Source organism: Klebsiella sp. FDAARGOS_511 (assembly GCF_003812845.1).
GTDB lineage: Bacteria > Pseudomonadota > Gammaproteobacteria > Enterobacterales > Enterobacteriaceae > Klebsiella > Klebsiella grimontii.
This window is the reverse complement of sequence record NZ_CP033824.1, coordinates 1,434,907-1,456,396: the sequence shown is the minus strand read 5'-3', so window position 1 is coordinate 1,456,396 and position 21,490 is coordinate 1,434,907. Positions and strand designations below refer to the sequence as shown.

General features: G+C 55.1%; 18 protein-coding genes. 12 read left to right on the top strand and 6 right to left on the bottom strand.

Annotated elements, in window-relative coordinates:
• Positions 1-206 precede the first annotated feature (206 nt).
• Entirely contained in the window at positions 207-512 is a 306-nt protein-coding gene (locus EGY08_RS08095) for a monooxygenase (protein WP_004130003.1), read from the bottom strand.
• 209 nt (positions 513-721) lie between these two features.
• Here EGY08_RS08095 and EGY08_RS08090 point away from each other — a divergent pair, with 209 nt between their 5' ends.
• Positions 722-1,867, top strand: coding sequence for a porin (locus EGY08_RS08090; protein ID WP_123828384.1), 1,146 nt, complete (start codon positions 722-724; stop codon positions 1,865-1,867).
• 117 nt (positions 1,868-1,984) lie between these two features.
• Here EGY08_RS08090 and mnmH read toward each other — a convergent pair whose 3' ends face one another.
• Positions 1,985-3,064 (bottom strand): tRNA 2-selenouridine(34) synthase MnmH, encoded by a 1,080-nt coding sequence (gene mnmH / locus EGY08_RS08085; RefSeq protein WP_049112240.1) that lies wholly within the window; start codon positions 3,062-3,064, stop codon positions 1,985-1,987.
• An 87-nt stretch (positions 3,065-3,151) separates the two neighbouring features.
• The gene (allS, locus tag EGY08_RS08080) at positions 3,152-4,075 is read right to left on the bottom strand and encodes an HTH-type transcriptional activator AllS (RefSeq protein ID WP_049112232.1); all 924 of its coding nucleotides are present in this window, start codon (positions 4,073-4,075) and stop codon (positions 3,152-3,154) included.
• 210 nt (positions 4,076-4,285) lie between these two features.
• Between allS and allA the strand changes: the two genes are divergently transcribed.
• From allA to glxK, 10 genes are all read left to right on the top strand, one after another.
• On the top strand, positions 4,286-4,768 hold the full coding sequence (gene allA, locus EGY08_RS08070; RefSeq protein WP_004130014.1) for an ureidoglycolate lyase: 483 nt from the start codon (positions 4,286-4,288) through the stop codon (positions 4,766-4,768).
• Positions 4,769-4,859: 91 nt separating this feature from the next.
• Positions 4,860-5,678 carry an HTH-type transcriptional repressor AllR gene (allR, locus tag EGY08_RS08065; RefSeq protein ID WP_004130016.1) on the top strand — a complete coding sequence of 273 codons (819 nt, stop codon included), beginning with the start codon at positions 4,860-4,862 and terminating at the stop codon, positions 5,676-5,678.
• Positions 5,679-5,766: 88 nt separating this feature from the next.
• Positions 5,767-7,548: a glyoxylate carboligase gene (gene gcl, locus EGY08_RS08060; RefSeq protein ID WP_004130019.1), complete on the top strand. Its 1,782-nt coding sequence runs from the start codon at positions 5,767-5,769 to the stop codon at positions 7,546-7,548.
• A 13-nt stretch (positions 7,549-7,561) separates the two neighbouring features.
• The gene (gene hyi, locus EGY08_RS08055; RefSeq protein WP_004130022.1) at positions 7,562-8,338 is read left to right on the top strand and encodes a hydroxypyruvate isomerase; all 777 of its coding nucleotides are present in this window, start codon (positions 7,562-7,564) and stop codon (positions 8,336-8,338) included.
• 75 nt (positions 8,339-8,413) lie between these two features.
• Complete coding sequence (glxR, locus tag EGY08_RS08050) at positions 8,414-9,352, top strand: 2-hydroxy-3-oxopropionate reductase (RefSeq protein WP_071988267.1); 939 nt, start codon at positions 8,414-8,416, stop codon at positions 9,350-9,352.
• 53 nt (positions 9,353-9,405) lie between these two features.
• Positions 9,406-10,662, top strand: a complete 1,257-nt coding sequence (locus EGY08_RS08045; RefSeq protein ID WP_032742065.1) for an MFS transporter — start codon at positions 9,406-9,408, stop codon at positions 10,660-10,662.
• A gap of 79 nt (positions 10,663-10,741) precedes the next feature.
• Entirely contained in the window at positions 10,742-12,196 is a 1,455-nt protein-coding gene (locus EGY08_RS08040) for an allantoin transporter (RefSeq protein ID WP_123828383.1), read from the top strand.
• 120 nt (positions 12,197-12,316) lie between these two features.
• A complete protein-coding gene (allB, locus tag EGY08_RS08035; protein WP_004130035.1) occupies positions 12,317-13,678 on the top strand; it encodes an allantoinase AllB in 1,362 nt (453 codons plus the stop codon).
• Between the two features lie 172 nt (positions 13,679-13,850).
• A complete protein-coding gene (locus tag EGY08_RS08030; RefSeq protein WP_087828746.1) occupies positions 13,851-15,161 on the top strand; it encodes a uracil/xanthine transporter in 1,311 nt (436 codons plus the stop codon).
• Positions 15,162-15,179: 18 nt separating this feature from the next.
• Complete coding sequence (gene glxK, locus EGY08_RS08025) at positions 15,180-16,325, top strand: glycerate 3-kinase (RefSeq protein WP_112165779.1); 1,146 nt, start codon at positions 15,180-15,182, stop codon at positions 16,323-16,325.
• A 76-nt stretch (positions 16,326-16,401) separates the two neighbouring features.
• On the opposite strand, the gene allE is transcribed toward glxK, so the two are convergent.
• Genes allE through allD form a run of 3 tightly spaced genes read right to left on the bottom strand, consistent with a single transcriptional unit; the run spans position 16,402 to position 19,501 of the window.
• A complete protein-coding gene (gene allE, locus EGY08_RS08020; RefSeq protein ID WP_112165777.1) occupies positions 16,402-17,184 on the bottom strand; it encodes a (S)-ureidoglycine aminohydrolase in 783 nt (260 codons plus the stop codon).
• Between the two features lie 10 nt (positions 17,185-17,194).
• Complete coding sequence (gene allC, locus EGY08_RS08015) at positions 17,195-18,430, bottom strand: allantoate deiminase (protein WP_049112235.1); 1,236 nt, start codon at positions 18,428-18,430, stop codon at positions 17,195-17,197.
• A gap of 21 nt (positions 18,431-18,451) precedes the next feature.
• Entirely contained in the window at positions 18,452-19,501 is a 1,050-nt protein-coding gene (gene allD / locus EGY08_RS08010; RefSeq protein WP_004130048.1) for an ureidoglycolate dehydrogenase, read from the bottom strand.
• 315 nt (positions 19,502-19,816) lie between these two features.
• Between allD and EGY08_RS08005 the strand changes: the two genes are divergently transcribed.
• A complete protein-coding gene (locus tag EGY08_RS08005; protein WP_004130050.1) occupies positions 19,817-21,484 on the top strand; it encodes an acyl-CoA synthetase FdrA in 1,668 nt (555 codons plus the stop codon).
• Positions 21,485-21,490: the final 6 nt, after the last annotated feature.

Below are 21,490 nucleotides of genomic sequence, written 5' to 3'. Positions count from 1 at the left end.
CCGGCTCGCGCTGCGCTTAGCCGGGCTACCGTTTCACGGCTGTCTGCGGGAAAGTAGCCCGGGTAAGGCGTCAGCCGCAACCCGGAGTTTTCACCCGGTTTGCGCTGCGCTTAGCCGGGCTACCGTTTCACTGCTGTCTGCGGGAAAGTAGCCCGGGTAAGGCGTCAGCCGCAACCCGGGGAACTCGGTACGGATGCGAGTGGCTATTACAGATGACCGTGGTTCAAGACGGTGAGCGGCTCGTTGACGTCGAAGATTTTGCAGATAACGTCATCCACGCCGAGAGATTTCAGGCGTGCGGTATGCTTGCTGAGATAAGCGAGCGCGGTTTCTTCATTCGCAAAAAGATAGATCCCGCCCGCCTCCTGATTCTTTTCGCTTTCCGTCCAGACCTTCCAGATAAACCCCGGTTCCTGATTGATAGACTCGGCCAGCTCCACGAGCTGGCGGGACATCTCGCTGCCGAAGGGGCCATTAAAGGCAAAGTGCAGCTGCAGTAGTTTTTTCGACATAGTTCCTCCATGGATGATGTTTGCGCGGTAATAGACCATTTTAATGCCATGGCGATGAAAAGATAACCACAGTTTTTTTAAGGGCACGAAATGGTAAGTCACTGATTTTTAACCGCACGAAACATTAAAAACTCAACAACACGCCATACTCAATCGCAGTTAATATTCAACTGGAAAATATAAGGTTGCTTATTAATCAAGGAAACAGTATGGCTCATAAAATAAAAGCGCTGGCGATAACGATCGGCGCAGCCCTGGCGTTAACCTCTTTTGCATCCCAGGCGGAAATAACGCTTTTAAAACAAGATCCGCAGGCGGGCGATCCGTTAAGCCGGCTTAATTTTACCGTCGGCGGGAGCATCCGTCCCCAGTTCAACATGATGTCCGGCGACGGAGACAAAGGCTCTTATAAACGTAACGGTTTTGACGGCGGCACCCGTTTCCGCTTCGCCGCCGACTACTATCTGTTCGATGATATTAGCTGGATCAGCTACTACGAGCTGGGTGTCAATATTCCGGCGCTCTTCGACTGGGATAACCACTACGCCGAAGGCGCGAATAACACCAGCCGCCGCATGCTCTATACCGGCCTGAAAAGCGATACCTGGGGGACATTAACTTACGGTCAGCAGAACAGCGTTTATTACGACGTGGTGGGGGTAAAAACCGATATCTGGGATTACGACATGATAGGCCAGGCGCCGGGTAACGGCATTAACGGCGACTACGATGGCTCCTATCGCTCACGCAATATGCTGAAATACAAGAAAACCGTTGGCGATGTCGATCTCTACGCTTCTTACTTATTCGAAGACAGCGAATATCTGCCGGGCAACGGCCTGCGCTACAAGCGTAAAGGCGGCGGCTCCATCGGCGCCGATTACCACATTATGAAGGATCTGACCTGGGGCGCCGCGTGGAACTATACCCGCGCCGATATGCGTAACCCCTCCAGTTCGGACAGCAAATCATATGACCAGAATATCGTCGGTACCGCGCTAAGCTGGATGCCGGATAACTGGACCTTCTCCTTCGGCGGCGGCTGGTATCAGAACTTCCTGACCACCAAAAAAACCGATGTTCATAACTACTTCGCCGGCGATGCCTGGGGTATTGAGTATTTTGCCGGTTATAAATTCCCGATTGGTCAGTATGCGGTGAAATCTATTCAGCCGTACTTTATGGGCGACCGCCTGCAGTACGTGAACGGCCGCAACTATCAGCGGATTGATAACGGCGTCGGCGTGAGCTTCCAGCTGGATTATGGTTTCCGCGTCGATTATGAACACGTCTTCACGTCGAGCACCGATAACCTGGGCGATATGAATCTGGTGCGTCTGCGCTACGACTTCTAAGCGCAGACACTTCCCCGGTGGCGCTGCGCTTACCGGGGCTAGAGGTTCACCGCCGTCTGCGGACCTGTAGCCCGGCTAAGGCATTTACGCCGCAAGCCGGGACAAGGAAGGATGTGACTATTGCGCCAGCCAGTCGGCGACGTCCTGCCAGCTGCCGCGAAAAATAATCTTCTCCGCTTTTTTGCCGAGCTGGTAGCGGTACATTGGGTCGTAATACTCGTTCAGCAGGGGAACCAGCCAGCTGAAATGCGCTTCGGTGCTGGCGCTGCGCTGCTGCTCCAGCAGAGCTTCATCAAGCCTGGCGGTGAGCTGGGCAAAACGCTGTAACCCGAGGCGGCGGCGGATAGCGAACAGGCCATGGTGCAGATATTCGCTATATGCCTGCCAGCCTTGCTCTTCGCCGTAGGCCGCCATGAAATCGCGATGCATCCGGGTAAAATACTCTTCGCGCAGCCGTTCAAGACGGATGGCGAACGGGTCTTCCACCACCGCCAGCGGCGACTGGGCCATGCGAAGACGCATACATTCCGGCAGGTGATTGGCGCCGATCATATGCCCCTCATCTTCCAGCACCCAGCGCGTCTGCCGCTCTGACTTTTTGAGCATCGCCACGGCAAGATGATTTTCAAAGGTTGCCTGCTGATACTGCTCCTGCAGGGTACGGCCAAATGAAGACCCGCGATGATGGGCGAGGCCCTCGAGATCGATGCCGTCGGGCTGGGTGCAGACCAGCTGGGTTTTACCGTTACCGGTACAGCCGCCAATCAGCACGATAGGACGCTGCACCAGCTCTTCGGTAAGCTGAATAGCTGCCTGGCGCAGCGCTTTATAGCCGCCGGCAATCAGCGGGTAATCCACGCCAGCGTCCTTCAGCCACTGCTGCACAATATGCGAACGCTGGCCACCGCGGGCGCAGCACAGGTAGCCTTCGGGATAACGCGCGCAGGCTTCTTTCCAGGCGGCGAGGCGGCGGGCGCGAATCTCACCATTCACCAACTGATGGCCCAGCGCAAGGGCGGCTTCCGGACCCTGACGCTTGTAGCAGGTGCCAACGGCGGCGCGCTCGTCGTCGTTCATCAACGGTAGGTTGACCGCCGCGGGCATGGCGCTTTGCCTGAACTCGACCGGGGCGCGTACGTCAATCAGCGGCGTATCGCTGGCGAGAATCTGCCGAATATTCTGTGGGACTAATTCCATCATTTAAACCGTTAAGCCATCCAGACGCGTCGTTCGACGCGATAATCCTCCTATTGTACGCGGTGAGCGACAGGCTGAATTGATTTTTCACGGTGTATCGCTGAATAGCGTCAGAAATCCCTGGATTTCCGGGGCCGAATGGCCGAACAGCGAGGCGATATCCTGCACCGCTTTACCATGATGATCTTTGCGCCAGGCGAGGCTCAGAGGAGAGGGGGGGCGCATCGCCGGGATCTGCCGGGCAATCAGCTCACCGCGAGCGATAAGCGGCTGGCACAGCGGCTCGGGTAAAAAGCCGATGCCGACGCCAGCGATATGCGCCGCGATTTTAGTTTCGATATCGGGAACCACAATCTCTTTTTGCCCCGGCAGACGCCAGGCGACGCGCTTGGTCAATCTCCGGGCGCTGTCCTCAATATTGACCGCAGGGTAGCGACGTAGCTGGGCCTCCGATAGCGGATCGCTTTGCTGGCCGAGCGGGTGATGTGGTGACATCACGAAGAGCCAGGACACTTCGCCCAGCGGGGTGACCGCAATATTTTCGCCTAACGGTTCGGTGCCGGTAACGCCAATCGCCAGCGAAAAGTCATCATGCAGAAGCGTATCCCAGACGCCCATATAAATTTGTCGCGAAAAGTGAAACTGCGTAAAGGGGTAACGTTGGCTGAGCCAGGCCAGCAGCCGGGCGATGGCCTGCGGGTCATACATCAGGTTATTCACCACAATATTGACCTGGCGCTCCACGCCGTCGTTTATCTGCTGTAGCTCGCCGGGCATACTGTCAATCCAGCCAAGCCACTCTCTGGCCTGCGCCAGCAGGTGCATCCCGGCCGGGGTCAGCAGTACGCTGCGCGTGGTGCGGGAAAAGAGCGCCACGCCGGTGTTATCTTCCAGCAGTTTGATGCGATAACTAATGGTGGCGGTGGTTTTATAGAGTTTTTCCGCTGCTCTGGAGAAGCTGCCGGTCTCCGCGACGCTGACAAAGGTACGTAGTGTTTCGGGGTCTAGCATCGCTATATTCCTCGTAATTTAATAATTCCCCCATGATTTTTAAGTATTTTTTCATAATAGCCATTTCAATTATGTGGCTTAAATCAGGTTTTGGAAAATTATTCCAACTTATAGTTGATACCACTTTGAGATGGCCATGAATTGACCGGTACATCTTTCACCCTCAAGGTATGAGGAGGGGAACGGTTTTTAATGACTAAGGAATATGCAATGAAGCTTGAAGTATTGCCGCTGACGCGCGAAGCCTTCCGCCCCTATGGGGACGTTATCGAAACGGAAGGACATGATTTTTTCCATATCAATGAGGGCAAAGTGCAGCGTTTCCACGATCTGGCCATGGTGGAAACCCTGCAGCAGGAGCGCACGCTAATCAGTATTAACCGCGCCCAGCCGGCGGCGCTGCCGATTGTCGTCACCGAGCTGGAGCGTCATCCGCTGGGCACCCAGGCGTTTGTGCCGATGAACGGCGAAGCCTTTGTCGTGGTGGTCGCGGCAGGAGGCGATCAACCGGACATGACTACGCTGCGCGCGTTTATCTCCAATGGCCGTCAGGGGGTCAATTACCACCGTAACGTCTGGCATCATCCGCTGTTTGCCTGGCAGAGCGAAACCGATTTTTTAACCGTCGATCGCGGCGGAAAAGATAACTGCGATGTGGCGGAGATCCCGACCGTGGAGTTGAGCTTTGCGTGAGGTTGCACGTGACGCTATCGATTATCTTGCATAACATGTGGGCGCTTACACACTATTTATGCTCAGGTTTTGAGCCGGAGATAATCGAGGTATGACAGAAGTGAGAAGGCGGGGAAGGCCGGGCCAGCAGGAGCCTTCCGCGCAAAAAGGCGCCCAGGCGCTGGAGAGAGGGATCGCGATACTGCAATACCTTGAAAAGAGCGGCGGCAGCTCGTCGGTCAGCGATATTTCCCTTAATCTGGACTTACCGTTATCGACCACCTTTCGTCTGCTTAAGGTGCTGGAAGGCGCGGATTTTGTGTATCAGGATGCGCAGTTAGGCTGGTGGCACATCGGACTTGGCGCATTCAATATCGGTTCGGCGTACATCCACAACCGGGATGTTTTATCCGTCGGCGGACCCTTTATGCGCCGGCTGATGCTGATGTCGGGCGAGACCGTCAATGTGGCGATTCGCAACGGCAACGAAGCGGTGCTGATTGGCCAGCAGGAGTGCAAGTCGATGGTAAGGATGTGCGCGCCGCTCGGTAGCCGACTACCGCTGCATGCTTCAGGCGCCGGAAAAGCGCTGCTGTATCCGCTGTCGTCGGAAGAGCTGGTGGATGTCATTGTGAAGACCGGACTGCAGCGGTTTACGCCGGCGACGATCGTCGATTTGCCGGTCCTGCAGCGGAATCTGGATGAGGCGCGAGCCTGCGGCTACAGCATTGACCAGGAGGAGCACGTGACAGGATTAAACTGTATTGCTTCGGCGGTTTACGATGATGTGGGGTCCGTGGTGGCGGCGATTTCGATTTCCGGGCCGGCGTCCCGCTTAACCCCGGACCGTTTTATCAGCCAGGGAGAGCTGGTAAGGGAGACGGCAAGGAATATCAGCACCGCGCTGGGACTCAAACCCCAGGCTGATTGATAGCCGAACCGACCCGCTCTGCGGAGCGGGACTTTTTTGGTTTTATTAAAATTTGGAAAATTTTTCCAATATAGCGAGGTAGTAAAAAATGGCAAAAATGAGAGCCGTCGACGCGGCAATGTATGTACTGGAAAAAGAAGGGATTACAACCGCATTTGGCGTGCCCGGCGCGGCGATTAACCCGTTCTATTCGGCGATGCGCAAGCACGGCGGGATCCGTCATATTCTGGCCCGACACGTGGAAGGCGCGTCTCATATGGCGGAAGGCTATACCCGCGCCACGGCAGGCAATATCGGCGTATGCCTGGGAACATCGGGCCCGGCGGGAACGGATATGATCACCGCGCTGTACTCCGCCTCCGCCGACTCCATTCCTATTTTGTGCATCACTGGCCAGGCGCCGCGCGCGCGTCTGCATAAAGAAGATTTCCAGGCGGTCGATATTGAGTCCATCGCTAAACCCGTCACTAAGATGGCGGTGACCGTCCGCGAAGCGGCGCTGGTGCCGGGCGTGCTGCAGCAGGCATTCCACCTGATGCGCTCCGGTAGACCGGGGCCGGTGCTGATCGACCTGCCTTATGATGTCCAGGTCGCGGAAATCGAATTTGACCCTGAGCTGTATGCGCCGCTCCCGGCGTATAAACCCGTGGCGACGCGTCCGCAGATCGAACGCGCGCTGGCGATGCTGCTGATGGCGGAGCGTCCGGTGATTGTCGCCGGCGGCGGGGTGATTAATGCCGATGCCGCAGCGCTGTTGCAGCAATTTGCCGAAATTACCCATGTACCGGTGATCCCGACGCTGATGGGCTGGGGCTGTATCCCGGATGACCACGAGCTGATGGCCGGAATGGTCGGCTTACAAACCGCGCATCGCTACGGCAATGCCACGCTGCTGGCCTCCGACCTGGTATTTGGTATCGGCAACCGCTTTGCCAACCGTCATACCGGTTCGGTCGAGAAGTACACCGCAGGTCGTAAAATCATCCATATCGATATCGAACCGACGCAGATTGGCCGCGTACTGTGCCCGGATTTAGGCATCGTGTCCGATGCGAAAGCGGCGCTGACTCAGCTGGTGGATATTGCGCAGCAGATGCAAAAAGAGGGCCGCCTGCCGCGCCGCGAGCGCTGGGTTGCCGAGTGTCAGGAGCGCAAGCGTACGCTGCTGCGTAAAACCCACTTCGATAACGTGCCGGTCAAACCGCAGCGCGTTTATGAAGAGATGAACAAAGCCTTTGGCCGCGACGTGTGCTACGTCACCACCATCGGCCTGTCGCAAATCGCCGCCGCGCAGATGCTGCACGTGTTTAAAGATCGCCACTGGATCAACTGCGGTCAGGCGGGGCCGCTGGGCTGGACGCTTCCTGCCGCGCTGGGCGTTTGCGCCGCCGACCCGGAGCGCAACGTGGTCGCGATCTCCGGCGACTTCGACTTCCAGTTCCTGATTGAAGAGCTGGCGGTGGGCGCGCAGTTCAATATTCCTTACGTCCACGTGCTGGTAAACAACGCTTATCTGGGCCTGATTCGTCAGTCGCAGCGCGCGTTCGATATGGATTACTGCGTCCAGCTGGCGTTCGAAAATATCAACTCCAGCGAAGTGAACGGCTACGGCGTCGATCACGTCAAAGTCGCAGAAGGTCTCGGCTGCAAAGCCATTCGCGTCTTTAAACCGGAGGAGATTGCGCCCGCCTTTGCGCAGGCAAAAGCGTGGATGAAACAGTATCGCGTGCCGGTGGTCGTGGAGGTGATCCTTGAGCGTGTGACCAATATTTCGATGGGCAGCGAACTGGATAACGTAACGGAATTCGAAGATGTAGCCGATAGCGCCATCGATGCGCCAACCGAAACCTGCTTTATGAAATATGAATAAATGAGGTGAAACTATGTTGCGCTTCTCTGCCAACCTTTCGATGTTATTTGTGGAATATGATTTTCTGGATCGTTTTGAGAAAGCAGCGGCCTGCGGTTTTCGCGCCGTTGAATTTATGTTTCCGTATGATTATGCGCCGGAGGTATTAAAACAAAAGCTGAGTGATAACCGGCTGGAGCATACCTTGCATAATCTACCCGCTGGCGACTGGGCGGCAGGGGAGCGCGGCATAGCCTGTATTCCCGGTCGCGAAGCGGAGTTTCGCGAAGGCGTTGACGCCGCGATCCGCTACGCTAAAGCGCTGGGCAATAGCAAAATCAACTGTCTGGTCGGTAAAACTCCGGTGGGCTATCGCGAAGATCATATCCGCTCCACGCTGGTGGCTAATTTACGTTTTGCCGCCGCCGCGCTGGCCCAGGAGGGGATCCTGCTGCTGATTGAGCCGATTAATTACTTCGATATGCCGGGGTTTTATCTGAATACCACGCATCAGGCGCTGGCGCTCATTGATGAGGTCGGCAGCGATAATCTGAAAATCCAGTACGATATTTATCATATGCAGCGCATGGAGGGTGAATTAACCCATACGATGCAAACTTATGCCAACCGAATTGGTCATTTACAGATTGCCGATAACCCGGAACGCGGTGAGCCGGGAACTGGAGAAATTAATTACGATTATCTTTTTAAATTTATCGATAAATCAAATTATGACGGTTGGGTCGGCTGCGAATATAAACCGCTGACGACCACTGAAGCGGGCCTGACATGGTTTAATCGCTACCGTTAATTTTTAATTTATCTTTGGGCAGTATTTATTATTCCATTTCCAGGAAGGGATAACTATTGCTCAAATATACCCGTCATGCTTTACGCAGCAGATGTTCAGGGTATAAATCGAAACAGAAATTTTGAGAGGAAAGGTATGAAACTGGGATTTATTGGTTTAGGTATTATGGGCACTCCGATGGCGCTCCGACTTGCCAAAGCGGGCCACGCGCTGCATGTGACCACCATCGGTCCGGTTGCTGAAGAACTGCTCAAGCAGGGCGCGCAGCATCTGGCTACCGCAGAGCAGGTCGCGGAGCAGTCGGAGATTATTTTTATCATGGTTCCTGATACCCCACAGGTCGCCGACGTTCTGTTTGGCGAACACGGCTGCGCCAGCGCGGCGCTGAAGGGCAAAACCATCGTCGATATGAGCTCTATTTCGCCGATTGAAACCAAGCGTTTTGCGCAGCAGGTGCGGGATTTGGGCGCAGATTATCTGGATGCGCCAGTATCCGGCGGCGAAATTGGCGCGCGTGAAGGTACGCTCTCTATTATGGTCGGCGGCGACGAAAACGTGTTTGCTCGCGTGAAGCCGCTGTTTGATATTTTGGGTAAAAACATCACCCTCGTCGGCGGTAATGGCGACGGGCAGACCTGTAAAGTCGCCAATCAGATTATCGTCGCGCTGAATATTGAAGCGGTCTCCGAAGCGCTGGTTTTCGCGTCTAAAGCCGGCGCCGATCCCGCTCGCGTGCGTCAGGCGCTGATGGGCGGCTTCGCCTCCTCGCGTATTCTGGAGGTACATGGCGAAAGAATGTTGAACCGGACGTTTAATCCCGGTTTTAAAATTTCCCTGCACCAGAAGGATCTTAATCTGGCATTGCAGAGCGCGAAAGCGCTGGCGCTTAATTTACCGAATACGGCAACCTGTCAGGAGCTATTTAATACCTGCGCCGCCAACGGCGGTGGCGAATTAGATCACTCGTCTTTAGTTCAGGCGCTTGAATTAATGGCGAATCATAAAATATCGTAATGAGAAAATGCTGCCGATTCCGGCAGCATTTTTTAAACCTCACGGGTGAATTTATGGATACTATCAATAAAACAGGTATCGACTATTGGAAGAAAATAGTCGTGGTAATGAGTCTGGGCTGGGTGGCAATATGGATTTATCGTACCGTATTAACGCCTATTTATCCGGAAATTCAGGCGTCCTTAGGCAACGTCAGTAACGCTGAAATTGGCGCGATAGCCAGTTTCTATTTTCTTGCCTACTGCGGAATGCAGATCCCCTGCGGTATTCTGGTTGATAAACTGGGGCAGAAAATTATGCTGATGTGTGGTTTCTCGCTGTTCATTATTGGCACGCTGAGTATTGCTAATGCGGGAAATCTGACGCTGATTTATATCGGCTCGCTGCTGGCCGGTGCCGGCTGCGCTTCCTTCTTCAGCTCCGCCTATTCGCTCTCCTCGGCCAACGTGCCGCAGGAGCGTCGGGCGCTGGCTAACGCCATTATCAACAGCGGCTCGGCCATCGGGATGGGGATTGGCCTGATTGGCTCAAGCATTCTGGTCAAAAGCATGCATATGGCCTGGCAAAACGTGTTGTTTATTGTCGCAGCGATCCTGGTGGTGATGCTCTGCGTGTTTACCCTGGTGATTCGTCGCAAGCGGAAAGAGCCCGCCGTAGCGGAAAATAAAAATAACGCCTCGGCATCATTCCCGTCGGCAGAAGAAAAATCGGCGCCGCTGTTTTCGCCGCTGCTGTGCAGCGTCTACTTTCTCTATTTCTGCACCTGCTACGGCTACTACCTGATCGTCACCTGGCTGCCTTCTTATCTGCAGACCGAACGCGGCTTTGACGGCGGCGCCATTGGTTTTGCTTCCGCACTGGTGGCAGTGGTCGGGGTGCCGGGCGCGCTGTTCTTTAGCCATCTTTCGGATAAATTCCGCGACAGTAAAGTTAAAGTGATTCTCGGGCTGGAGATTGTTGCCGCGGCAATGCTGATGTTTACCGTTCTGTCGCCGAATACTACCATGCTGATGATCAGCCTGGTGCTGTATGGACTGCTCGGTAAAATGGCCGTTGACCCGATTCTTATCTCGTTCGTTTCCGAGCAGGCGTCCGCAAAAACATTAGGTCGTGCCTTTAGCCTGTTTAATTTCTTTGGTATGAGTTCAGCGGTTGTTGCCCCGACGCTCACCGGTTTTATTTCTGATCTGACCGGGTCAAAAGAAATTAGTTTTGTGATGTCTGCCGGGCTAGTTATTACCGGAACGATACTGTTTGCATTGATTACCTTGCGTAAGAACAAAATACAGTCAAAGACAATCCCAGTATAATAAAAAATAAAAATTATTAATTTGTTGTTCCACATAGCTAAACCTACAAACGTAATCCGATGCGTATTAAGAGGGAATTATGGAACAAGCTCAAGACCTGTACAAATCCAGAGGTTATAGCGACGATCTATTACCAAAATTAGAATCGCAGCGTAACTGGAAGACATTTAACTATTTTACCTTATGGATGGGATCCGTACACAACGTACCTAATTATGTGATGGTTGGTGGTTTTTTTATTCTCGGACTATCAACGTTTAGCATAATGATGGCAATAATATTGAGTGCTTTTATTATTGCCGCGGTTATGGTGTTTAATGGCGCTGCCGGAAGTAAATACGGCGTACCCTTCGCTATGATTTTAAGAGCCTCCTATGGGGTGCGCGGAGCGTTATTACCCGGCCTGCTCAGAGGCGGTATTGCGGCGATTATGTGGTTTGGTTTGCAATGCTATGCCGGCTCTCTGGCATTCCTGATCTTATTAGGCAAACTGTGGCCTGCGTTTCTGACCCTTGGCGGTGATTTTAAGCTGCTGGGGCTGTCGCTGCCTGGGCTGATCGCCTTTCTGGTCTTCTGGCTGATTAACGTCGGCATTGGTTTCGGCGGCGGAAAAGTACTCAATAAATTTACCGCCATCCTCAACCCCTGCATCTACATTGTCTTCGGCGGCATGGCTATCTGGGCTATTTCGCTGGTCGGGATTAGCCCTATTCTGGACTATTTGCCAACCGGAGTGGCAAAAGCGGAGCATACCGGCTTCTTGTTCCTGGTGGTCATCAATGCGGTCGTTGCCGTCTGGGCGGCGCCGGCGGTCAGCGCCTCGGATTTTACCCAGAACGCGCGTTCGTTTCGCGAGCAGGCCCTGGGTCAAACGCTTGGTCTGGTCGTAGCTTATATTTTGTTCGCGGTGGCCGGAGTGTGCATTATCGCCGGCGCCAGTATCCATTATGGTATGGACACCTGGAACGTGCTGGATATTGTGCAGAAATGGGACAGCCTGTTTGCTTCTTTCTTTGCGGTGCTGGTGATATTAATGACCACGATCTCCACCAACGCCACCGGTAATATTATTCCGGCAGGCTATCAAATCGCGGCAATTGCGCCGACTAAATTAACCTATAAAAACGGTGTACTGATCGCCAGCATCATTAGTCTGCTGATCTGCCCATGGAAATTAATGGAGAATCAGGACAGTATTTATCTTTTTCTCGATATTATCGGCGGCATGCTGGGCCCGGTTATTGGCGTAATGATGGCGCATTATTTTGTCGTTATGCGTGGGCGGATTAATCTTGATGAGCTGTATACCGCAGCTGGGGATTATAAATATTTCGATAATGGATTTAACGTTACCGCATTCCTGGTCACCATCATGGCGGTGATTTTATCGCTCGGCGGAAAATTTATTCCGCTGCTTGAACCGTTCTCCCGCGTGTCGTGGTTTGTTGGCGTTATCGTCGCTTTTGCCGCATACGCGTTACTAAAAAAACGGGCGCTGCCGAATAATATTTCGCACCCGGACGTTGTGAGCTGATTTTCTTATCAAGAGGAAGCTTTATTTCAGGGATGAAGCATCAATAGCCAAAGCCATTGCTGGTACAGCCCACGCGGCTGCAAGCAGAAATATGGCGTGTATACCTACAAGGAGTTTTATATGTCTTTTGATTTAATCATTAAAAACGGCACCGTTATTCTGGAAAACGAATCGCGGGTGGTGGATATCGCGGTTGCCGACGGCAAAATTGCCGCTATCGGTGAAAACCTGGGCGAAGCGAAACAGATCATGGATGCCGCGGGCCTGATCGTTTCGCCGGGGATGGTCGATGCGCATACGCACATCTCTGAGCCGGGTCGTACCCACTGGGAAGGATACGAAACGGGTACCCGCGCGGCGGCAAAAGGCGGCATCACTACGATGATCGAAATGCCGCTGAACCAGCTGCCGGCTACCGTCGATCGAGAGACCATTGAGCTGAAATTCGACGCAGCGAAGGGCAAACTGACCATCGATGCCGCGCAGCTTGGCGGGCTGGTCTCCTATAACCTGGACCGACTGCACGAGTTGGATGATGTGGGCGTGGTGGGCTTCAAATGCTTTGTCGCCACCTGCGGCGATCGCGGGATCGACAACGACTTCCGCGACGTCAACGACTGGCAGTTTTTCAAAGGGGCGCAAAAGCTGGCCGAAATGAAGCAGACCGTGTTGGTGCATTGTGAAAATGCGCTGATCTGCGATGAGCTCGGCGAAGAAGCAAAAAGAGAAGGCCGCGTGACGGCACATGATTATGTTGCGTCGCGTCCGGTGTTCACCGAAGTCGAGGCGATCCGCCGCGTCCTCTATCTGGCGAAAGTCGCCGGTTGTCGCCTGCACGTATGCCACATCAGCAGCCCGGAAGGGGTCGCCGAAGTGACCCGTGCGCGTCAGGAGGGACAGGACGTCACCTGCGAATCCTGTCCGCACTACTTTGTGCTGGATACCGAGCAGTTCGAAGCGATTGGCACCCTGGCGAAGTGCTCTCCGCCGATCCGCGACGCGAAGAACCAGAAGGGAATGTGGGAGAAGCTGTTCAACGGCGAAATAGACTGCCTGGTGTCCGACCACTCTCCGTGCCCGCCTGAAATGAAGGCGGGCAATATCATGCAGGCCTGGGGCGGGATTGCCGGTCTGCAGAGCTGCATGGACGTGATGTTTGATGAAGCGGTGCAAAAGCGCGGTATGCCTCTGCCGCAGTTTGCTCGTCTGATGGCGACCAACGCCGCCGATATTTTCGGCCTGAAGCAGAAGGGGCGCATTGCCCCGGGCAAAGACGCCGACCTGGTGTTTATTCAGCCAAACAGCAGCTACGTCCTGCAGGCGGAGGACCTCGAATACCGGCATAAAGTCAGTCCTTACGTTGGCCGTAAGATTGGCGCGCGTATCACTAAAACCATCCTGCGCGGCGAGGTGATTTATGACATTGAGCAGGGCTTCCCGCAGGCGCCGAAGGGGAAATTTATCCTTAAGCATCAGCAGTAACGGGGAACCGTTGCATTCCCGGACTGCGGCGTAAACCTCTTATCCGGGCTACGAACCTGACGTCGCGCGGGTTTTGTAGCCCGGGTAAGGCGCAAGCCGCGCCCGGGGCATAACCTACTTCGTTCAATGTTTAGCGTCTGTTCAACGTCAGGCGCTTTGTCAGGATTTTATCATGGTGGTATTGCCGCTAAATCAACGAAACACCCTGGCGGGATTTCAATGGTTCTTCTTTATCTTCTGCAACACCGTCGTGGTACCGCCAACATTACAGTCTGCTTTTCAGCTCCCCGCCAGCGCGCTGATTACGCTTACCCAATACGGTTTTATCACCACCGGGCTGGCGTGCCTGGCGCAGGCGCTGCTGGGCCACCGTCGCGCGATTATGGAAGGCCCAACGGGACTATGGTGGAGCACTATTCTGACCGTCACCGTCGGCGAAGCCGCGCGCGGCACCCCGTTTGACAGCATTGCGGCCAGCCTGGCGGTCGGTATATTTCTGTCGGCGATATTCACCATCATCATCGGCGTGAGCGGCATCGGCCATCGCCTGGCGAAGCTCTTTAGCCCGACGGTCATGGTCTTTTTTATGCTGCTGCTCGGCGCGCAGCTGACGACTATATTTTTTAAAGGCATGCTCGGGCTGCCCTTTAGTTCGGCCCAGGCCAGCGTGGGCATTCAGCTGGCGCCGTTTAGCCTGGCGCTGGCGGTAATGATGCTGGTGCTGGGGATGATTATTTTTCTCCCGGACGGCATCGCCCGCTACGCTCTGCTGACAGGAACCCTGGCGGGATGGGGAGGCTGGTACCTGCTGTTTCGCACGCCGCCCGCCACGGCCGCTTCCGGCCCGATTCACTGGCAGTGGTTTCCGCTTGGCTACGGGGGGGCATTACGTCCAGGTATTATTTTGACGGCGCTGCTGGCCGGGCTGGTCAATATTACCAATACCTACGGCGCTATTCGCGGTAGCGACGTTTTTTATCCCGAGCAGGGCGCCAGCAATAGCCGTTACCGGCGCAGCTTTATTATCTCCGGATTGATGACTCTAATAACGGTTCCGCTCAGCGTGGTGCCGTTTTCGCCCTTTGTTTCATCGATAGGCTTATTAACCCAAACCGGAGAAACCTCGCGCCAGCCGTTTATTATCGGCTGCCTGTGCTGCCTGCTGGTTGGGCTGTTTACGCCGCTGACCCACTTTTTTACCACGCTGCCTCTGCCGATCAGCAGCGCGGTCATGCTGGTCTCATATCTCCCATTGTTATATTCCAGCTTATCGTTCAGTAAACAAATTACCTTCACCGCGCGAAATATCTACCGGCTGGCTCTGCCGCTCTTTATCGGCATTTTTTTAATGGGGCTGCCGCCAGTTTATCTCCAGACGCTACCTCTGATAATCCGACCGCTGTTAGGCAACGGCTTATTAATCGGCGTGCTGCTGGCGGTAGTGATGGAAAATCTCATTCCCTGGGATCGTATTAAGTCATGACAGCAAAAAGGATGAACAATGAAAATTATTATTGCACCGGACTCTTTCAAAGAGAGCGTCAGCGCCAGCCGCTGCGCCCAGGCGATAAAGGCGGGCTTTGTCTCAATTTTCCCGCAGGCGGATTGCGTCTGCCTGCCGATCGCCGACGGCGGCGAGGGGACGGTTGAGGCAATGGTTGAGGCCACCGAGGGCAAAATGGTGATGCTGCCGGTGATGGGGCCGATGGGCAATTTTGTCGGGGCGTTTTATGGCCTGAGCGGCGATGGGCAAACCGCATTTATTGAGATGGCGGCGGCCAGCGGGCTGATGTTGGTTCCCGCCGGGGAACGTAATCCTCTGCGGGCCACCAGCTACGGCACCGGCGAGCTGATTCGCCACGCGCTGGACGCTGGCGTTCGCCATATTATTCTCGGTATCGGCGGCAGCGCCACGGTGGATGGCGGCATGGGCATGGCCCAGGCGCTGGGGGTGCGCTTTCTGGATGAGCACGACGAGAGCGTCGGCCTCGGCGGCGGGGCGTTACAACGGTTAGCAAAAATAGACCTAAGCGGCCTCGAGCCGCGCCTTCATGATTGCCGGATTGAGGTGGCCTGTGACGTTGATAATCCGCTGCTCGGCGAACGCGGCGCGGCGGCGGTTTTTGGTCCGCAAAAAGGGGCCTGTTTAGAAATGGTTGCCGTTCTGGAGCGCGGGTTACAAAACTACGCTCAGGTACTGCTGGCGGCTACCGGTCAGGATGTCGCGGCGATGGTGGGCGGCGGCGCGGCCGGAGGAATGGGCGCGGCGGCCCGGGTTTTCCTTAATGCTACGCTGAAATCGGGCATCGATATTGTGCTGGAAGCGGTTCATCTGGAGGCGGCGTTGCGCGATGCGGACCTGGTGATCACCGGCGAAGGACGAATGGATTCACAAACCGTTGGTGGCAAAGCGCCGGTTGGCGTGGCGCGGATTGCCAAAAAGCACGGCATTCCGGTTATCGGTATCGCCGGCGTGCTGGGTGACGGCGTTGAAGCGGTGCATCAGCACGGTATTGACGCGGTGTTTAGCATTCTTCCCGCGCTGGCGCCGTTGGCCGAGGTGCTGGAGCGCGGCGAGCACAACCTCTACGCCTGTGCGCGCAATATTGCCTGCGCCATCAAGCTTGGGCAGAACATGCCTGGCTGAATAAAAAATGCCACGGTTCTCACCGTGGCAAAATCCAACATAGCTAAACAAAAAAGGTGAATTTAATCAGTGACAATCAGATCTCAACGTCGCGGTTGCAATCTTTCGAGTAGATATAGCTGAACGCTTCGCGCCCAACGCCGTATCCCGCCTGCAGTGAATAAGCGCCCATAAAGATATAGTCGCCTTGCTTCACCGGCACCCAGTTGTTGTCGAGGTTATATACCCCCTGGCCGGAAAGAATATAGGCGCCGTGCTCCTGCACGTGGGTTTCAATATAACCGTGGCTGGCCCCTGGCTCGAAGGAGAGAATATGCATGTTCATATCGAAGCCCAGCTCTTTTGGCAGGAAATCGATCAGGATAACGTCTTCCATTCCTTCATACTGAATCCGCTCCAACTGGCTGACGTTGCCGGTAACCAGATAAGGGGCGTGATTCTCAACCGCAATATAGCGGCGCTTGTAGAGAAACAGCTGGCTGTCGCCTGAGTAGTTATTGATGAAGGTGACCTGCTCGCCCGGCGGGCAGTAAATATAGCCGCCTTTGGTTAGTGGGAAGCTTTTGCCTTGCGCCCCGGCGGTGATTTCACCTTCAATCACATACAAAAAGGTCTCAATCCCTTCGCCGCCGAAGCCGCTTTGATTGCCGCCGTTTTCATGCAGCGTGACCAGATAATCGACAAAGCTGGCGCCTAATTTCGGCGTCGACAGAATGGTCACATCGCAATGAGCAAAACCCGGAATGATGTTTTTGACCAGACCGTCCGGCGTCAGCAGCGCATAATTGCCGTGGCGCACGATGGAACGGCTGGCCAGTAAATCATCGCGATAGCCAACCACATTATTTAAATAACCCATTCTCTTTTCCTTATTCAGTCCAGGCCAGTTGATACAGCATTAAGGCGAGCGTTTTCACGCCTTCCGCCAGATCCTCGATATGCGTACTTTCCGCCGGGTTATGGCTGATACCATTGATGCTCGGCATAAATATCATGCAGGTCGGGAAGCAGGGGGCGAAAATTTGCGCGTCGTGGCCCGCGCCGCTGTGCATCACGCGGAAATTGACCTTCTCTTTCTCACAAAGCGCGGTGAGCTGGGCGACCAGCTTTTTATCCATCGGAACCGGGGCCTCATCCATCCACAGGTCGACCTCAATGCCAATCTCCATTTCCTGGCAGATCCGCCGCATATCGGCTTCAATCACTTCCGTAAATGCCGTTAACTCAAGGGCATCGGTGTGGCGGCAGTCCATGGTGAAAACCGTTTTACCCGGCACCACGTTAACGGTATTCGGCTGCGGGTCGACTTTACCGAAGGTGAGTACCAGCGGGTCGCCGTGGGCCTTTGCTTTGGCAATAGATTCGCAGCAAATGCGGCTGAAAGCCTGAACGGTGTCGCGGCGGTAGCCCATTGGCGTCGTGCCGGCATGGTTAGACTCGCCGTTGAGGGTGATGGTGTAGCGCCGCTGTCCGACGATGGCGTTGACCACGCCGATGGACTGCTTGTTGGTTTCCAGAACCCGGCCCTGCTCGATATGCAGTTCGACGAAGGCTTTAATATCCCGGCGCGGTGCCAGCGGGGCGGCGGGCAGAGTGAATCCGCACTGCTTCATGGCTTCAACAAACGCCACGCCTTTGGCGTCCTTAATCTCGCGCACGTCTGCCGGGTTAGCGATACCGACGATATTTTTGCTGCCCCAGAAGACGTAAGGAAAGCGGCTACCTTCTTCTTCCGCTAGCGCCAGAACCTCGACGGTACGCAGCGGCGCGCCGTAGGTCTCTTTTAGCCAGCGTACCGCCAGCCAGGCCGCCAGCGCGCCGAACTGACCGTCAAGATTGCCGCCGTTGACGACGCTATCAATATGCGAACCGCTGAGGATAACCTCATCGGGAAAGCGCGTGCCGGGCAGTCGGCCATACAGGTTGCCGACTTCATCAAAGCGGGTTTCCAGGCCGCTCTCGCTCATCTTTTGTTTGAACGCCTGCTGCGCCTGCAGCCATTCCGGCGAATAGAGCAGACGGGTCAGGCCTCCGGTCGGGTCGGCGCCGAAAGAGGAAAGCCAGGGCAATGTTTCTTCAATTGCCTGTCGAAAATAATGAGCCATACGCAACTCCTGTATTTTAATTTATTGAGCAAACGGGGAATGGGTTTCATAAGAGCGGTGATATAAAGCGTCAGAAAGCAGATAGTCATAAATCTCATCCACGATCTCGATACCGTTGACGGCGCTGTTTTTCTCATTGATATCCAGGTTCTGCCCCGGGTAATAAACCTGATTAAATCCGGGCGCTGGCGTAATGGCGTTTAATTCACGCATGGTGTCGCTAATATGCTGGCGGAATAGCGCGCTGGAGGAGAAAAATGCCGGGTTGATGACGATATGCAGCTGGCCCAGCTCGCGTCCCTGGCTCAGGTTTTCGTACATCGAACTGACCTGGCGGCCGAAGGGCAGGTTGAGCAAAATGCCGGAGAGGACGTCGATCATCATCATCAGGCCGTAGCCTTTCGGGCCGGCTGCCGGAAGCAGGGCGTGAACGGCAAAAGGATCGCTGGTCGGCGCGCCGTTTTTATCCACCGCCCAGCTATCGGGAATGGTTTCATGGCGCGAGCGGGCGTCGAGAATTTTTCCCCAGGCCTGCACCGTGGTGGCCATGTCGAAGGTGATGATATCATCGCCCACGCCGGGCGCGGCGAAGGCCAGCGGATTGGTGCCGTAATAGATTTCCGCCCCGCCAAACGGTACGACCATCGGGTCTGACTGACATAGCGAAAGCCCGATAAACCCGGCGCGGGCGGCCTGCCGGGTGAAATAAGAGATGGCGCCGCTGTGGCCCATGCGCCGAATGCCGACCACGGCCACGCCGTTTTCCTCGGCTAATGCTATCGCGTGCTCCATGCCCATTTTGGCGGCGACCTGACCAGCGGCGTTATCGGCATGCAAAATACCGCTGCAGGGGCCGGTTTTTTCAAAGGTAAAGTTGGGTTGACGGTTAGTTCCGCCTTTTGAAATACGTTCCGCATAATATTCAACGCGTACCGCGCCGTGCGAATGAATGCCTCTTGCATCGGCATAAACCAGCACATCGGCAATAATATCCGCGTGATGACGAGTAAGCCCTGCTGTGTTCAGCTTATTAGCAATAAGCTGATGAAGTGTTTCCCGACTGACTTTCATCTGTCTTCCTTTTAACGACGGTGTAGAGCCTGACTGACCAATAAAATACGGGGAAAATAAACTTAAATTGTGATCTGTATTGGTAAATATATAGTGTTAGATTTTATTTAATAATCACTATAGATTTATCAGAAATAACCCCGTCAATCTATTCGTTAAAAACCCCCTGCTAATGTACTGGGCTTTATTTAAAAACGTTGTGTAATAAATTTGATGTGATTTTGGTCACGCCGACGGCCACGTTATCTCGTTAGCCTGATTGCAGATTATCCATGCTCATTCAATTGCAATGGGTGCAATTATTGGGGAGTTATTATGATCCATGCCTTTATTAAAAAGGGCTGTTTTCAGGATTCAGTCAGCTTAATGATTATTTCGCGCAAGCTGAGCGAGTCGGAAAATGTCGACGATGTTTCGGTGATGATGGGGACACCGGCAAATAAATCGCTGCTGGAAACCACCGGCTTTTGGCACGACGATTTTGCCGCGGCGACGCCGAATGATATTTGCGTGGCGATTCGCGCCGATTGTGCGGATGCGTCGGTGACGGAAATGATTATCGCCCGTCTTGATGAAGCTCTGGCCGCCCTGGCGCAGGGGAGCGGGCAAAGCCAGAGCCTGAGCGTGGTTCGCCGCTGGCAAAGCGCAACGCAGAAGCTGCCGCAGGCCAATATGGCCTTAATATCCGTTGCCGGGGAGTACGCCGCGGAGCTTGCCCATCAGGCGCTCAGCAGCGAGAAAAACGTGATGATCTTCTCCGACAACGTCACGCTGGAAGATGAAATCGCCCTGAAAACCCGCGCCCGCGACAAAGGGCTGCTGGTGATGGGGCCGGACTGCGGCACCGCTTCGATCGCCGGCACCCCGCTGGCTTTCGCCAACGTCACGCCGGACGGCAATATCGGCGTAATTGGCGCGTCCGGTACCGGTATTCAGGAACTGGTCTCGCAGATTGTGCTCGGCGGCGAAGGGATCAGCCATGCGATTGGTCTTGGCGGTCGAGACCTGAGCGCCGAAGTGGGCGGCCTCAGCGCGCAAACGGCCCTGGAAATGCTGACCCATGATGAGCAGAGCCAGGTGCTGGCTTTTGTTTCTAAGCCTCCCGCCGAGGCGGTACGCCTGAAGGTGATTGGCGGCATGAAGCGCAGCGGTAAACCGGTAGTCGCGCTATTCCTCGGCTATGTGCCAGACACGCTGCGCGATGAAAACGTCTGGTTTGCCCGCACGCTTGACGAGGCCGGGCGTCTGGCCTGCCTGCTGGCGCGGGTCGTGCGACACCAGCAATCCCTGCCTGCGGCAACGGGCATGCAGATTCGCGGTTTATATACCGGCGGCACGCTGGCGGCGGAATCCGCCGGACTGCTGGCTGAACGGCTGCGCATCGCCCCCGATGCGCATCATCCGCAGGGCCTGATGCTCAACGCGCAGGGCCACCGGGTCGTCGATCTCGGCGATGATTTTTACACCGTTGGCCGCCCGCATCCGATGATCGATCCCTCTCTGCGCAACCAGCTGATTGCCGAACTCGGCGAGCAAACTCAGGTAGGAGTACTGCTGCTGGACGTGGTGATTGGCTATGGCGCCACCGCCGATCCGGCCGCCTCGCTGGTTGAAGCATGCCTGCGGGCCTGGGCGGTCAGGGACGACAGATATCCGCTGCACGTTATCGCCACGGTGACCGGGACCGAAAGCGATCCGCAGGGCCGTTCCCGTCAGATTGCCGAGCTTGAAGATGCGGGGATCGTGGTGGTCGATAGTCTCCCGGAAGCCACTTTGCTTGCCGTCGCACTGATTAGCCCGCAGCGCAAAGCCGCGCCGACCCCGCGCGCCAGCCTGCTGGACGGCGTGGCGGTGATTAACGCCGGCCTGCGCAGCTTTGCGCTCGATTTACAGTCCGCCGGAACGTCGGTTGTTCACTACCAGTGGGCGCCGATCGCCGGGGGAAATAAGAAACTGGCTCGTTTATTAGAACGTTTGCAATAAGAGGTC

Coding starts and splice junctions, on each gene's coding strand:
- EGY08_RS08095 (WP_004130003.1), bottom strand. CDS start 512: ATGTCGAAAAAACTACTGCAGCTGCACTTTGCCTTTAATGGCCCCTTC.
- EGY08_RS08090 (WP_123828384.1), top strand. CDS start 722: ATGGCTCATAAAATAAAAGCGCTGGCGATAACGATCGGCGCAGCCCTG.
- mnmH (WP_049112240.1), bottom strand. CDS start 3,064: ATGGAATTAGTCCCACAGAATATTCGGCAGATTCTCGCCAGCGATACG.
- allS (WP_049112232.1), bottom strand. CDS start 4,075: ATGCTAGACCCCGAAACACTACGTACCTTTGTCAGCGTCGCGGAGACC.
- allA (WP_004130014.1), top strand. CDS start 4,286: ATGAAGCTTGAAGTATTGCCGCTGACGCGCGAAGCCTTCCGCCCCTAT.
- allR (WP_004130016.1), top strand. CDS start 4,860: ATGACAGAAGTGAGAAGGCGGGGAAGGCCGGGCCAGCAGGAGCCTTCC.
- gcl (WP_004130019.1), top strand. CDS start 5,767: ATGGCAAAAATGAGAGCCGTCGACGCGGCAATGTATGTACTGGAAAAA.
- hyi (WP_004130022.1), top strand. CDS start 7,562: ATGTTGCGCTTCTCTGCCAACCTTTCGATGTTATTTGTGGAATATGAT.
- glxR (WP_071988267.1), top strand. CDS start 8,414: ATGCTTTACGCAGCAGATGTTCAGGGTATAAATCGAAACAGAAATTTT.
- EGY08_RS08045 (WP_032742065.1), top strand. CDS start 9,406: ATGGATACTATCAATAAAACAGGTATCGACTATTGGAAGAAAATAGTC.
- EGY08_RS08040 (WP_123828383.1), top strand. CDS start 10,742: ATGGAACAAGCTCAAGACCTGTACAAATCCAGAGGTTATAGCGACGAT.
- allB (WP_004130035.1), top strand. CDS start 12,317: ATGTCTTTTGATTTAATCATTAAAAACGGCACCGTTATTCTGGAAAAC.
- EGY08_RS08030 (WP_087828746.1), top strand. CDS start 13,851: ATGGTGGTATTGCCGCTAAATCAACGAAACACCCTGGCGGGATTTCAA.
- glxK (WP_112165779.1), top strand. CDS start 15,180: ATGAAAATTATTATTGCACCGGACTCTTTCAAAGAGAGCGTCAGCGCC.
- allE (WP_112165777.1), bottom strand. CDS start 17,184: ATGGGTTATTTAAATAATGTGGTTGGCTATCGCGATGATTTACTGGCC.
- allC (WP_049112235.1), bottom strand. CDS start 18,430: ATGGCTCATTATTTTCGACAGGCAATTGAAGAAACATTGCCCTGGCTT.
- allD (WP_004130048.1), bottom strand. CDS start 19,501: ATGAAAGTCAGTCGGGAAACACTTCATCAGCTTATTGCTAATAAGCTG.
- EGY08_RS08005 (WP_004130050.1), top strand. CDS start 19,817: ATGATCCATGCCTTTATTAAAAAGGGCTGTTTTCAGGATTCAGTCAGC.